This is a genomic window from Pseudomonas sp. BAV 4579, from assembly GCF_009765395.1.
GTDB lineage: Bacteria > Pseudomonadota > Gammaproteobacteria > Pseudomonadales > Pseudomonadaceae > Chryseomonas > Chryseomonas aestiva.
In genome coordinates this window covers 1-306 of sequence record NZ_WHOV01000296.1, presented here as the reverse complement: position 1 = coordinate 306, position 306 = coordinate 1, and the positions used below count along the sequence as shown (strand labels likewise).

1 pseudogene is annotated in these 306 nt (G+C 65.7%); it reads right to left on the bottom strand.

Features of this window, described 5'->3' with window-relative positions:
• Positions 1-306, bottom strand: a pseudogene (locus GSQ95_RS26050) (hypothetical protein); the annotation flags it as partial.

The following is a 306-nucleotide window of genomic DNA, read 5'->3' as shown; positions in this document are numbered from 1 at the left end:
AAGTGGGCGATCTCCCGATCGCGATCGACCACCAGGCGCAGCGTAGGCGTCTGCCCCCGTCCTACTGACAGCACTCCGCTGTAGCCGGCCTGGCGGCCGAGGAGGGTGGCCATCCCGGATTTCACCGTGCTGGCGATGACCTGCTTGTCACCAAAGGACCAGACGTCGAAGACTCGCGTCTCGAAGTAGCTGATCCGCACAGCGCGCTCGACCGGCGAGTAACGCCACCCCAAGCCCAGGCGCGCGGTGACCTCATCGAGCAGGCCGGAGGCCTTTCCGCTGTATTTGAGGCCGCTGACCTGGCTT